The following is a 12749-nucleotide window of genomic DNA, read 5'->3' on the forward strand; positions in this document are numbered from 1 at the left end:
CAGTCAAGTTGTAGGGGCGTTAAGTGCGGCAGCGATGGCGAACAACGGCACAGATGCTTATCAAGGGGCTGAGACGGCGAAAAGTGCGGTTGAGAATAATTTATTTAGGTATGTTGAAGAAAATCCAGAAGTTGCAAATAATATGTTTGTTCTTTCTAAAGCAAATTCAGTAAGTAAGAAAATTGAAGAAAAAGTTTTAGAAGAACTACCGGCTCGCACAATTCCACATTATATGATAATAGAAGGGGTTCTGTATAAGTATCCAATAAAAGTAGCAGTTAATACTAGAACTGCCGATATATTCACTGGAGTAGGCATGAATCCACTGACTGCACCCACTTCAGGATTATCTATGTCAACTCAGATAGGATGGATTACTAATTTAGATAAGTATGAACTTGGTAATAATTTAGGTGCGACGATCAATAAAACCCTAGAGGGGGAGTATTGGTGGAAGTCTTTGCTATAGTCTTGTTTGCAGTTCTTTTTCTAAGACGATTGTAATTAATGGTAATTCTAAATATTTGTTAAGTGTTGGAGCTGGAGGTGGTGTTTCTGTTAGTTCAGATTATTTATATAAAGTAACAGGAAGAGATAGTAATGAATCTAATTAAAAAAACAAACAAGCTTAAAATAGCTAGTGTTATGATGCTACCTTTATGGATTTTCTTTCTTTTATTCTCATTTTTAAAGGTTAATGGAGTGAAAATTGAAAACAAGAGAAATGACACTAAAATAATAAATATTCTTAGTCAAGAATATGGTCGGATTGAAAAATATGATAATAAAAGTTCTACATTTGGTTATGGCTTGATTTATTTTAATAATATTTATTTTTCTAATTGTCGAGATAAATTAATAAGATTAGGATTTAATCCTAAAGGGGGATATTATTGTTATGAAAAAACAGAAATTTCCATTCTGATAATAGATGGGAAGAAATTGTTTAGATATTACTATCCAAGTGAAAAGTGTCAAAATTAATTAAAGTATGTAGTCGATTGAAAGGCGGCATTATCGACAGCAAAGCGACGGCAGAAAACAACCGCTTCAGCACCGGTACATTGACCACGGAGAACATCGAAATGCGCATCTTAATATTGAGGATAAATAATGAAAGCAAAATTAAAACTAATAAGTGACTTATTCGGTGAATTTGAACCTGCTGAATATTCACCTAAAGAAATTGATATCTTTCACGTATCATTATTACTTGGTATTGGAGCAAATGAAAATGATTCTATAGATTATTTTGATGTTTTTGTATGCACGCCAAAATGGATAGATCTTAACGAAAGAAAACCAATTTTATTAAGAAATACGATCGTAGTCAAAGATTATAACTTTAAGGAAATTATTAGGTACATAAATTCATTTATAGATAGTTGTGATGGGAACGATTGGGAGGAAATAGCACATAAACTGTCGAAACTTTTCCGATGGGAATTTGATGATTATAAATAATATTAATAACATCAAATTCTTATCTGGGATTAACCACGGAAAACATCGAAATGCGTCTGCGAATGTAATAGCACACACTTTGCTGGGGGCAATTGAAGCAAGTGCAACGGGTAATAATGCGTTGGTAGGTGCGGCAGGCTCTGCAACAGCCGAGTTAACGGCACCAATTCTCACTGAACGGCTCTATGGTAAATCTGTTAAAGGACTGACTGAATCGCAAAAAGAAACGGTTTTAACACTTAGCCAAATTGTGTCGGGGTTAAGTGGTACATTAATTGGTGATGGTACTCAAAGTGCGGTCGTGAGTGCTGAGATAGGGAAAAGAGCAGTTGAGAATAATTGGATAAAGCATATGATGAAAAATCCTCAAATTGCTAATGACATGCTATTTTCAGAATTAGCCAAGGAAAAGCAAGACGAAGTAGAAAAAGAAATATCAAAACAATCTTTGAAAGAGCTGGCAGATAGGGGAATTCCACACTATCTTGCCAGTAGCATAGCGCTAGGAGAAGCATCAGCAAAAATAGCCATAAATACAAGGAATGCAGATTTATTCGGAGGCTATGAAATATCACCCAATATGACATCAAAGCCATCGAGAATTATTTCTATGGAAACAGGTTGGATCGTTAACTTAAAAAAAGAAGATTTAGGTGATAATCTCTCAAGGGTAATAAGTAATACTCTAGAAGGGCAAAGTGTTGGTGTAAAAGGCTGTTATTATGGGGTGTGTTTTGGTTTTTCAGAAACCATTTCTCCAGAACCTAAAAAGCTTTTTTCGATAGGTACTGGTATAGGATATTCTGCTGGCTCTGATAAGATGGATAAAATAAAATGATTGATGTAAGAAGAATATTCGTTTTATTTATTTCTGTATTGCTTGTTGTTTATATATCCTATATGGGAAATGATAAGAAAGAAATTTCTTGGGAGACAAAAGATATATTTAAAAAAGAATTACAAAAGGAGTTTGGTGAGAAAATCATAAGGATCCGTGATTCTAGCCAAACCTCAGCTTTGATGTTTTTCGAGTTTGATAGAGCTGATAAAAAAACGTTATCAAATTTTGTTGTATCCTTAGGATTTTTTCCAATGAAAGAATCAAATAATGAGTTTTGCTTAAGAAAACAATATATTCGTATTTTTTATTTAGAGAATAATTATAGATTAATGTATGTATATCCTGATGAACAGTGTTGATAAGATGTAACCAGTGAAGAAATTTCCGCACGGAGTTTAATCGAATAGCTTTATGGCAAAGCAGCGAACGAACTGACCGCCGACGAGAAAGAAACCATCTCAAGCCTCAGTCAAGTTGTGGGCGCACTAAGTGCGGTAGCGGTGGCAAATAATGGAACCGACGCATATCAAGGGGCTGAAGTAGCGAAAAGTACGGTTGAGAATAATGCGTTAATGAATATAGCCGTTAAAGGTTGCATGCATATTCATGCATATTAATGTATGTAAAAAAGAGATACCGTGATGAATTCCGGCGGCGATTTGCTCGAAACGCATTACAACGTATCGGATGTGAATTACCTGTATGGGCGTGATGTCAGCCATGAACGAAACGGGTACCGGCAGTGCAGGTGATATATGATATATTTATCAAGTGAGTATGAAATTTTAAAAAACCTTTCCGCACGCCAAACGAAGTCATGAAATGTAATCTCTTACAAAAAGCGAGAGCCGGATCACAAATTTACTTTTTGTGATTTAAGTGTCGGCGATGTCCTCTATATAATCGCTTCTTCTATTATTCCTTTCCTTTTATTACTTTTTGATTTTTAGTCAGTTTTTTATAGGACTACTCGGAAATCATATTTTTCGTAAATATTATTGCGAATAATTCTCAAGTCTATATCATTCCACAAATTTAATAACTATTAGTTATTATTATTGGTGGTTATTATTTCAACGGATAGTTTATGAAGTCAACGATTAAAAGTGCGGTCGGAAAGGGGTTGCTCCCGTTTTTGATCGGAATGCCGTTTAGTGTAGCGGCGGAAGTCGCCGTTCAGCACGAGCAGAGTTTGCGTGACAGTGAGCGTGAGATTCAACAACAGATTGAACAAAACCGCTATCAACAGCTGTCGGCACAAAAAGATCAATCGCTCGAAGAATCTTCAGATGAGGCATTGTCGACACACTGTTTGCCGATTAACGGCGTACAGCTTTCAGGTATTACTTTGTTAGACAAACAAGATTTGGCGGGTTTATCGACCATTCCCGGCGACTGTATTAACGATGAAAATGTTAATCGTTTGGTCAGAGAGTTGACCCGGCGTTATTTGGATAAAGGCTATATTACAACGCGCGTGGTGTTTGCGCCGTTAGATGAAAATAATACCTTGCGGCTGCATGTCGTGGAAGGTGTGTTAGAGGCAATCGAAAGTGATGACGATCGGTTTTCGGTCGGCAATGTGTTTCCGAATATGCAGGGTAATGCGCTGAATATCCGTGATTTGGATCAAGGGTTGGATCAATTGAATCGGCTGCAATCCAATCAGGTTACGCTGGATATTGTGCCCGGTACGAAATTCGGCAGCTCGATTTTACGCTTGAAAAATCAGCGGAAATCGCCTTATCACGTCTCTTTTTCAGTAGATAATTACGGCAATCGGCGTACAGGGCGAACCTTGGGGCGCATTGGGTTAAGTGTAGATAATTTTAGTGGACATTCGGATTTTTTATCGTTGAACCACAGCCGGAATTTAACCGATCGCTCAATTGGTTATAACCGCACATCAAGTGCATTGTATTTTATTCCGTACGGCTATTGGACGGCGAGCCTATTTGCATCTCAAGCCGAATCGTCTTCGCTTTTGCCGTTGTCCGGCGCACGTTATAACGGCTCAAGTCGGCAAATCGGGGCGCGTTTGGATCGGGTGCTTTCACGAGATCAGCGTAAGATCAATACGCTGAGTATCGGTTTGAGCCATAAACAGAGCCGCAGTGAGCTGTTGGGCTATCGGCATCCGGATCAAAATATACGCTTAAGCGTGGTTGATCTCAGTTTCGATCAGTTGCGTGTGCTGGAGAACGGTACATTGACGCTGAATCTCGGCATTCAGAAAGGATTGGGAATTTTTGGGGCGAGTGCTGCCGATAGCGGTCGTTTGACCGAACCGCACTTTACGAAATGGAGTGCAAGTGCGGATTGGCAATATTCAATGACAATGGCGGAAAAGTCCTTTCAGATGAATCACCACTTTGCTGCGCAATATTCGCGGGATCGTCTGCCGTCAATGGAAACGTTTGATTTAACCGGACGCCATGTCGTACGGGGCTTTGACGAATTGAGCCTCAGCAGCGACAGCGGCTGGTATTTGCGTAATACCTTGTCCTATCCGATAAGCTACGGTGCGGTGCGTTTAGCGCCTTATATCGGAGTTGACGCAGGACGATTATTTAACCGAAAAAGCACGAATGCCTGGCAAAGTGCGGTCGGAACCAGCTTTGGGATTCGCTTGGGTTATCAGCAGTTAAGCGGATCCTTTTCTTTTGATCGCGGGTGGTTTGTTTCATCGCCCGGCCGACAAAATGAAAGCCGATTTTTAGGCAAAATTACCCTGTATTTTTAATCGAAAACCAATAATCTTAAATAGAGGAAAAATTATGCGATCTTTTAAATTGTCATTCAGCGGCAAGCTGAGTTGTACATTAAGTATTGCTTTATTAGGCGGGATAACCGCTGCTGTATCACATGCGAATCAGGATATTGTCGGCGGCGGCCACTCGGCGCCGACGGTTATCGGCGTAGCGGCAAACGGTGCGTCGGTGGTGGAAATTGTGACCCCGAATGCTCAGGGATTATCGCACAATACGTATGATAAATATAATGTGAATCAAGCCGGTGCGGTATTGAACAATTCACTGAAAGACGGAAAATCCCAATTGGCGGGCGAACTGAATGCCAATCCGAATTTAAAAAATGATCAGGCGGCGAAAGTGATCTTGAATGAAGTGGTCAGCCGTAATCCGTCGTTGTTGTTGGGGCAACAGGAAGTTTTCGGCATGGCCGCCGATTATGTATTGGCAAACCCGAACGGCATTACCTGTGACGGCTGCGGTTTTATCAATGTGCCGCGCGCCTCAATGGTAGTCGGACAGGCTGAAATCGATCAGGGCAAGATTAAAAACCTGAAAACCGCAAACAATAAGAACAGTTTGGACATTAAAGGGAAAGGCGTATCGGGCAGTGATGTACTGGATTTAGTTGCACCGAAGATCAATGCGTCGGGGCAAATTAAAGCAAAACAAGAAATTAATGCGTTTACCGGTCGTAATAGCGTCGATTATGAAACGAAAAAAGTGGTCAACAGACAAAACCGTGAGGTCGGGCTGGACGGTTATTATGTCGGCGGTATGCAGGCAGGGCGGATTAACATTGTCAGCACCGGTGCCGGCAACGGCGTAAATCTCAGTGGGGATATTCAAACGAGCGATCAAAGCGGTTTGAATGTAAAAGCCGTCAGCGTGATTAATTTTGTGGCGGCGGACGTTAAAGGCAATGTCAGTGCGATTGGACAAGATGTGAAGCTGACCGGCAAAATAAGCGAAAAAACCGAAACAATCCAACGTGACGGGAATTACTCGGCACATAACGGCGCCAGCAAGAAACGTGCCGAAAAAGAGAGCCAAAGTTGGAAGGGTACTGATATTCGGGGCGATAAAGTGGTATTGGCGGCAAAAAACAGCGTGAATTCCACCGCAAGCAATATTCAGGCAAAATCATTGAATGTAGTCGGCAGAAAGGTGAATTTGGATTCACAAAAACTGACGTCTAAAAATACCGAGTTGGATCACAACTGGAAATACTCGTGGGAGCATAATCAAACCCGAGTCAACACCGTTGAAACGCAGGTCGGGAATAGTTTTCGAGCCGATGAGACCACCATTCGGGCGACAGAATATGATGTTAATATTCAGGGCGGTTTGATTGAGGGCAAAAAGCAATTGTCGGTCAGAGCCGATAAAGGCAACGTCTTCACCAACGGCAGTGTTGAAAAAGTGACGGATCTTGATGTCGGCAATAAACGCAACCACACCGCCAGTCTGGAAACCGGCAGTTGGAATATTGTCACGGAACAGGAGCATTTGTATAAAACAGAGTTGGCCGGTGACGGTGCAATCGGTGTTTCCGCCGCAAAAAATGTCAATATTACCGGCACCGACATTATCGGCAGCGGAGATATTCTGTTGAATGCCAACGGCAAAGTCAATGTCGGCGCGCAGCAAATCAGCAACAATAAAGTCACACGTGACAACCAAGTTTATTGGGGCGGGATCGGCGGTGGTTACGATAAAGACAACAACCGTAGCGACAAGTTACAAGTGGCGTCCGAAATCGAAAGTAAAGGCATGATTATTGTCAGCGGCGATCAAGGTGTACAGGTGCAGGGCAGTAAAATTGTGGCGGATAAAGGCGGTTATGCGCAATCCAAAACCGGTTCGGTAAACGTGGATAATGCAACCAATTTCAGCCATGAGATTATTGAGCAGCGTAACGGCACGGTGTTCAACATCACCAAAGATTCACAATTCAGTGATGAGAAAACCGAAAAAGCCAAACAATCCGAATTGGTTTCCAATGCCAAATTTGACATTATTTCCAACCAGAATATTGCCATTATCGGCAGTTTGATCAAGGTGGCGGAGCAGTTGAACCTGAAAGCGGTCGGAAACATCGATATTGAGGGTGCCAGACAAACCTTGGATCGCCAGAGCAAAACCCGTGAGCTGAGAGGCTCGGCGTATGCCGGGCAAGACGGTGATAAACAGTATCGTGCCGGTGTCGGAATTGAGCTTGAAAGCACAGCCGAAGCCCGCAGCGAAACGTCACATTTGGGCAGCACGGTGCAAGGCGGAACCATCACAGTGTCCAGTGAAAAAGATGTCAACATCAAAGGCTCGACGCTGAAAACCGATAAAGGCAACGCCGGTGTGAATGCTGAAAATATCCGTATTACCGCACAGCAAGACACCGCAGTGGTGAATAAGGAAAACAAAAAAGCCGGTTTCGGGGTTTATGCCGGCGGCGGAATGGATCGTGTCACTATCGGATTGGAAAGCGGTTTGACGAAAACCGGCAGCGAGAAAGAAACGTCGACCGCACTTGAATCTTCAAGTGAAATCAGCGGTGATTTGTCACTGAATGCGAAAAACGCATTGCAGTACGAAGGCGGAAAACACCAAATCGGCGGCGCTTTAAGTGAAAATGCCGCAACGATTCAACGCAAAGCGGCGACAAATAGCGAAACCGGTAAAACAACGACCACAACCTTTAAGCATGATGTCGGGGCCAGTGCGGATATCGGCGGTATTACCCGCCCGATTGAAAAAGCCGTGAACGGTCTGGCGGACGGGAATCCGGTCGGTGCGTTTGCATCTGTCAATGCAATCGGGGCGCCAAACGCCAATGTGACCGTGAAATTCAGCGGCGGAACCAAAGTCGAGCACAGCGAAAGCAGCCAAGCGACAGGTGTTCAAATTCAGGCCGGCAGCGTGGCGGCAACCGCCGACAGTATTCGTGATGAAGCGACAAGCTACACGGCAACGGCAGGCGGAATCCGCTTGAAAACGCAGGATTATGCCAATGTAGCCGCCGCCAATACCAAAACCGTCAATACGGTTGAAGATAAAGGCGAAGCCTCATTGGGGGTTGCGACCTCTACCGGACAAGACATTACCATTACGGCAAAAGGCAAAGGCGGACACAGCGAAGGGCGTGAATTCAACTCGGAAGCAGTAGTCGGCGGTTTTAATTCGGTTGCCGATATTCAGATTACCGCCGATAAAGGCATCGTGCTGGAAGGCAACCAAGTGCGGTCTGAGAAAGGCGGTTTAAACCTGAACAGCAACGGTAACGTCAAATTGGTGCAGGCCAATAACGTTAAAGAGAGCAGTAAAAACGGCTTTAATGTGGATCTTAACCTGTCAGCCGGTATCAGCAGTAGCAGCAAATCCGGTTCAGGCGGAATCGGCGGCGGTGCTAATAATGCCGATTCGCAGTCGGTGGTTGCCAAAGCGGGTGAAATTGCGGTCAACAGCATGACGCTGAGCGGTGACAATGTATTGCTGCAAGGCATGAACGGCAAGGCTGATAAGGTGACGGTCACGGCGAAACAAAGTGCGGTGATCAGCGCGGCACAGGGTTCAAGCCGTGATCAGGGGCTGGATTGGTCTGTTAATTTAGGCGGTGGCGGCGGTTCGACCGAAGGCGATAAAGCGGCCAAAAACGGTTCGTTGAAAATCGGTGTCAATGTGAAGAAAAGCGATCAAGCAACAACCGACTATCAAGCCGCGGCATTCACAGCGAAAGATATCAATGTGAGCGCAGGATCAACGCAGACCAACGCCATTCACATCGCCGGCGGTTCATTGCAAGGTGACAATGTGAATTTAACGGCGCAGAACGGCGGCATTGTGATTGAGTCCCGTACCAACAGCGAACACAAAGATAACCGTGCGGTTAAGCTGGGCGGCGGCGGCAGTATCAAAAAAGTCAACGCTGAAGATAAAACCACACAAGACGGCAATGCCGATTTAAGCATTGCGATTGAGAAGAAAGAGAAAGCCGTTCAGCTGAACAGTCGGATTGACGGTAAGCAAGTGACCGTTAAAACCGGCAATGATCTGACATTGTCCGGTGCGAATATCCATGCCGATGCGGTTAAAGGCGATATCGGCGGCAATTTAACGGTGGAGAGCCGCAAGGATTCGGAGCAGGCATTCGGCTTTAATCTGGATCTGACGGTGACCAACGGCAAAAATAACGGGGCATTGAACGGCGTGATGAAAGCGGTACCGTCAACCAAAACCACTGATGCGGTCAAAGGGAAAGTGACGGCAGCGGTCAATTCGGCGGCGGAGCAAGCCGGCTTTGCCGAACATAATCCGCTGACCGGCAAAACCGCCAAACCGTCATCCTTGGTGGTATCGGGCAGTATTGTATCGCAGGATCAAGTGGTGAGTGCCGCCGGAATTCAGGGCGGCACGGTAGACTTGACGGTGAAAAATCATACTCAATTGACCGGTGCAAGCGTAACGGCTGAAAACGGCAAACCGAATTTGAGCAGCGGATCGGTCGATACCAAAAATATCGACGGGCATAACAACCGTTATAGCGGTGAAGTCACTATTTCAAATAATATTCCGCTATTGATTCAAGAAGCGGTAAAAGATTTGAAAGACGGCAAGTTTCCGTTGATCAACGGCAGCATCAGCCAAGAGTCAACCACGGCAACGGCTGAAATCGGTGAAGTGACGAAACGTTAACGATACCGGTAATTGCCATACAAAAATCAATGCGCTTTTCATTTAGAAAAGCGCATTTTTTATTGCCGATAAATCGTTTAGATCAAATATCTTCGATAATCAGATAAACTTGTTTAATCGGGCCGTGTACGCCGATGACTTTCACCAGCTCAATGTCGGCGGTGGCGCTCGGGCCGGAAATGATATTGACGCAAGACGGCATACGTTCGCCTTGTTGTGCCTTGTGGTGCAGAATAGTGGCAAGCTGTGCGACACGCGGCAAAATAGTACTTTTTTTCACCACGGCAATCGAGATTTGCGGCAACAGGCTGGTGGCGCGCCCGCGCTCGGCGGAGGAATACAGCACAATGCCGCCCGATTCGGTCAGCCCGTATTCGGCAAACACAATGCCGATATTGGCTTTTTCGGCGAAAGTGCGGTTTTGTTCGCCCGTTTCCGCCGACCAGATATGTGTGGTGTAGCGCTTCTGTACGACTTGGGTTAACCCGTATTCGCTCAGACGGGGATCATCGTTTAGAATCACCTCGCCGCCTTGTAGTTTCTCACACAGTTGCAAAAGTGCGGTTGGTGCATCGGCGGGCGATGTCAAAACGCATTCGACCGCCATCACCTCCGTGGCAACCTTGACGAATTCGGCACAGCGCTGTTCGTCGTTCAGTTCGGTTAAGCGGGTGGTCGGACGGGTTGTCACCGTTTGATAGCCGCCTACCGCCTCTTTGCGCAACGGTCTGCCCAGCTGTGTTGCCAGATGATCTAAAAATTGCTGTCTGTTTTGTTGATCTAACATAGTGTTTTCCTTGAATCCGTTGTGTTCAAATCAGCGGTTTTTAAACCATTGACGGAAACTTTCGCCCTCTGCTTCCGGCAGATCACGGGCTTTGGTCCATTCTGAAACGGCGCCGACATTCAGCGGCGCTTTGCCGTTTTTAATCAGTTTTTTACTCAGTTTTGCTCCGATATTCATGCCGACTTTCCAGAGAGCAGGGTGATTATTGGCAAGGGTAAACAGACGTACGGACAGTTTTTCTAAGGTCGGGGTGATGCCTTGTTCGACCATGTTACCGCGATGTTTCAGTAACAGATTTGCCAGCGGAATTTTTACCGGACAGACCTGATTACAGGCGGTGCAGAGCGAGCAGGCATACGGCAGATCCTTGAAATCGTCGTAGCCGCCTAAAATTGGCGACAGTACCGAACCGATCGGGCCGGGATAGATGGAGCCGTAGCTGTGGCCGCCCATTTGACGGTAAGCCGGGCATACGTTCAGACAGGCGCCGCAACGGATACAGCGCAGAATATCGTTAAATTCGCTGCCTAACGCTTTTGAACGGCCGTTATCGACAATGACTAAATGAAACTCTTCCGGGCCGTCGGTTTCGCCGGCGAGACGAGGGCCGGTCAACCAAGTGTTATAACTGGTCAAACGAGCGCCGACCGCACTTCGTGCCAGCAATGTGATTAAAATATCGACTTCTTCGAATGTCGGTGCCAAACGTTCCATGCCCATGACGGCAATATGGGTTTTCGGCAGAGTAGTGGCGAGGCGGAGGTTGCCTTCGTTGGTCACTAGACAGACACTGCCGGTTTCGGCAACGGCAAAGTTACAGCCGCTGATGCCGATATCCGCCTCGATAAAATCTTTGCGAATGGTTTCGCGGATAAACAGCGTCATCTCTTCCGGTGTGGCTTCGCCCTGATATCCCAGCTTTTCATGCAAGACATTGCGAATCTGATAACGATCTTTATGAATGGCCGGCACAACGATATGCGACGGTTTGTCGCCGGCCAGCTGCAGAATATATTCGCCCAGATCGCTTTCGATCACCTTGATGTTTTCCGCTTCCAGCACGTGGTTTAAGCCGATTTCTTCCGTAACCATCGATTTGGATTTCACCACTTTTTTAGCCTGTTTTTGCAAGGCGATTTTTTTGATGTAATCGGTGGCGTCCTGTGCGGTATCGGCAAAATAAACCTGTCCGCCGTTAGCGGTCACTTTTTCCGACAGTTGATACAGATAAGCATCTAAATTTTCCAGCACATGGTTACGAATGGCTTTTGCCTGTTCGCGCCACTCTTCCCAATGCCCCAATTCGTCCACCATTTTTTGACGGTTGGCGCCGATCCGCTCTTGCGCCATTACCACCGCTTTGCGCATCACTTCATTGTGAATTTCATCGTTAAGCCGCTCTTTGAACGGAATTTCACTGGTTCTTAATGACATAATATTCTCCTTAACGACTCATCAATACTTCGGCGATATGCATGACTTTAATCGGGCTGCCTTCCCGTTTCAGGCGACCGCCGATATTGATTAAACAACTGACATCGGCCCCGATAAGATAATCCGGTCGGACTTCCTGAATATGTTCGGCTTTTTCCGTCACCATTTCGCCGGAAATTTCCGCCATTTTCACGGAAAACGTGCCGCCGAAACCGCAGCAGGTGGTCTGATTGTGAATCGGCAGCAACTCCAGCCCTTGAACCTGCTGCAACAGTTTGACGGGTTCGTCTTGGACGCCGAGTTTGCGGAACAGGCTGCATGACGGGTGATAAACGGCTTTGCCGTCCAGTTTGGCGCCGACATCGGTCTGTCCGATTTTATTCACGATAAAATCGGTCAAATCATGAAAGCGATCCGCCACACGAACCGCTCTTTGCGCCCATTCCGGTTCGTCTTTCAAATATTCGGCATAGGTTTTAATCGCATACACGCAGGAGCCGGCAGGTGCGACAATCGGGTAGTCGTTGGCTTCAAAGGTGGTGATCAGGTTTTTCATCGCCGGAACGGCTTGTTTACTGTAGCCGCTGTTGAGAGCCGGTTGGCCGCAACAGCCCTGCTTTTCTAAAAATGTGATCTCACAGCCGAGCTGTTCGAGCAGCAAGACACTTTGCTTGGCGACATTGGCTTTCAGCGCGTCGGCAATGCAAGTTACATAAAAATTAACGTTCATTGATATACTCCAACAAAATAAGACATGCCGCCGATAAATCAGCGGCGATGTTTA

Annotated in this window: 11 protein-coding genes; 8 read left to right on the forward strand and 3 right to left on the reverse strand. The window is 45.5% G+C overall.

Translation table 11 applies throughout. From position 1 onward, the window contains the following. From OA57_RS07380 to OA57_RS07410, 8 genes are all read left to right on the forward strand, one after another. Positions 1 to 469, forward strand: a 469-nt coding sequence (locus OA57_RS07380) for a VENN motif pre-toxin domain-containing protein (protein ID WP_034615740.1), incomplete at its 5' end; no start/stop codon positions are given. A 131-nt stretch (positions 470 to 600) separates the two neighbouring features. Then, positions 601 to 984: a hypothetical protein gene (locus OA57_RS07385; protein WP_034615743.1), complete on the forward strand. Its 384-nt coding sequence runs from the start codon at positions 601 to 603 to the stop codon at positions 982 to 984. Positions 985 to 1113: 129 nt separating this feature from the next. Continuing rightward, complete coding sequence (locus OA57_RS07390; RefSeq protein ID WP_034615746.1) at positions 1114 to 1464, forward strand: Imm8 family immunity protein; 351 nt, start codon at positions 1114 to 1116, stop codon at positions 1462 to 1464. Next, positions 1451 to 2302, forward strand: a complete 852-nt coding sequence (locus OA57_RS07395) for a VENN motif pre-toxin domain-containing protein (protein WP_034615747.1) — start codon at positions 1451 to 1453, stop codon at positions 2300 to 2302. Before OA57_RS07390 ends, OA57_RS07395 begins: the two co-directional genes overlap by 14 nt. Next, entirely contained in the window at positions 2299 to 2664 is a 366-nt protein-coding gene (locus OA57_RS07400; protein ID WP_034615749.1) for a hypothetical protein, read from the forward strand. Before OA57_RS07395 ends, OA57_RS07400 begins: the two co-directional genes overlap by 4 nt. Before the next feature lie 72 nt (positions 2665 to 2736). Next, the gene (locus tag OA57_RS12970; RefSeq protein WP_084589891.1) at positions 2737 to 2922 is read left to right on the forward strand and encodes a VENN motif pre-toxin domain-containing protein; all 186 of its coding nucleotides are present in this window, start codon (positions 2737 to 2739) and stop codon (positions 2920 to 2922) included. 470 nt (positions 2923 to 3392) lie between these two features. Next, positions 3393 to 5048 (forward strand): ShlB/FhaC/HecB family hemolysin secretion/activation protein, encoded by a 1656-nt coding sequence (locus OA57_RS07405; RefSeq protein WP_052122426.1) that lies wholly within the window; start codon positions 3393 to 3395, stop codon positions 5046 to 5048. Between the two features lie 34 nt (positions 5049 to 5082). Further along, positions 5083 to 9744 (forward strand): hemagglutinin repeat-containing protein, encoded by a 4662-nt coding sequence (locus tag OA57_RS07410; protein ID WP_034615752.1) that lies wholly within the window; start codon positions 5083 to 5085, stop codon positions 9742 to 9744. Positions 9745 to 9826: 82 nt separating this feature from the next. Here OA57_RS07410 and OA57_RS07415 read toward each other — a convergent pair whose 3' ends face one another. Genes OA57_RS07415 through OA57_RS07425 form a run of 3 tightly spaced genes read right to left on the reverse strand, consistent with a single transcriptional unit; the run spans position 9827 to position 12695 of the window. After that, positions 9827 to 10531: a LutC/YkgG family protein gene (locus tag OA57_RS07415; RefSeq protein ID WP_034615755.1), complete on the reverse strand. Its 705-nt coding sequence runs from the start codon at positions 10529 to 10531 to the stop codon at positions 9827 to 9829. 30 nt (positions 10532 to 10561) lie between these two features. Then, positions 10562 to 11965, reverse strand: coding sequence for a LutB/LldF family L-lactate oxidation iron-sulfur protein (locus OA57_RS07420; protein WP_034615758.1), 1404 nt, complete (start codon positions 11963 to 11965; stop codon positions 10562 to 10564). 10 nt (positions 11966 to 11975) lie between these two features. Beyond that, positions 11976 to 12695, reverse strand: coding sequence for a (Fe-S)-binding protein (locus tag OA57_RS07425; protein WP_034615761.1), 720 nt, complete (start codon positions 12693 to 12695; stop codon positions 11976 to 11978). Between the last annotated feature and the right edge of the window lie 54 nt (positions 12696 to 12749).

It is taken from the genome of Chelonobacter oris, assembly GCF_000772535.1.
Lineage (GTDB): Bacteria > Pseudomonadota > Gammaproteobacteria > Enterobacterales > Pasteurellaceae > Chelonobacter > Chelonobacter oris.

Bases quoted from the DNA above. Each gene is read 5' to 3' on its own strand.
- OA57_RS07385 (WP_034615743.1), top strand. From the start codon at position 601: ATGAATCTAATTAAAAAAACAAACAAGCTTAAAATAGCTAGTGTTATG.
- OA57_RS07390 (WP_034615746.1), top strand. From the start codon at position 1,114: ATGAAAGCAAAATTAAAACTAATAAGTGACTTATTCGGTGAATTTGAA.
- OA57_RS07395 (WP_034615747.1), top strand. From the start codon at position 1,451: ATGATTATAAATAATATTAATAACATCAAATTCTTATCTGGGATTAAC.
- OA57_RS07400 (WP_034615749.1), top strand. From the start codon at position 2,299: ATGATTGATGTAAGAAGAATATTCGTTTTATTTATTTCTGTATTGCTT.
- OA57_RS07405 (WP_052122426.1), top strand. From the start codon at position 3,393: ATGAAGTCAACGATTAAAAGTGCGGTCGGAAAGGGGTTGCTCCCGTTT.
- OA57_RS07410 (WP_034615752.1), top strand. From the start codon at position 5,083: ATGCGATCTTTTAAATTGTCATTCAGCGGCAAGCTGAGTTGTACATTA.
- OA57_RS07415 (WP_034615755.1), bottom strand. From the start codon at position 10,531: ATGTTAGATCAACAAAACAGACAGCAATTTTTAGATCATCTGGCAACA.
- OA57_RS07420 (WP_034615758.1), bottom strand. From the start codon at position 11,965: ATGTCATTAAGAACCAGTGAAATTCCGTTCAAAGAGCGGCTTAACGAT.
- OA57_RS07425 (WP_034615761.1), bottom strand. From the start codon at position 12,695: ATGAACGTTAATTTTTATGTAACTTGCATTGCCGACGCGCTGAAAGCC.